General features: G+C 43.7%; 1 protein-coding gene. It reads right to left on the bottom strand.

Translation table 11 applies throughout. From position 1 onward, the window contains the following. A partial coding sequence (locus tag D3260_RS17105) for a DUF4007 family protein (protein WP_120099813.1) occupies positions 1-435 on the bottom strand: 435 nt, incomplete at both ends.

Genomic DNA, 435 nt, shown 5'->3' with positions numbered 1-435 from the left:
CATGCAGCGACTTCCTTACTTGGATTTTCATAATGTTCAATAATGAATGTCATCGCTTCCGTTTCTTCAGATAAATAGAGCTGATGCTGTCCGGCAGTATCACGAATATCAAAGATCCCCGGAATGTAATTAACAAGCCTTTCAAGTTTTGCGACAAGATCACTTTCCGTTAATCTGAAAACTGAGCCGATAGCGGGGTAATTATCCTTGCTATACATAAAGTCCTCTATCGGAATCGCACGGGTGTTTTTCATTTCAAACATTTCACACACGGCAAAACCTAACATCCCTAGTGGCAAATCTGGACGTGCCATAGGACGGGATTGATAGCTTCTCCCTCCGGCACTTTGCGAAACAAGCTTCAACAAAGAAAATGGAGAATCTAACGCATCCTCTAACGGGGTGCGGGTGTTGCCGGTGGATAAGGTATACATG

It is taken from the genome of Salinisphaera sp. Q1T1-3 (genome assembly GCF_003602005.1).
GTDB lineage: Bacteria > Pseudomonadota > Gammaproteobacteria > Nevskiales > Salinisphaeraceae > Salinisphaera.
This window is presented reverse-complemented; position numbering and strand designations above follow the sequence as displayed.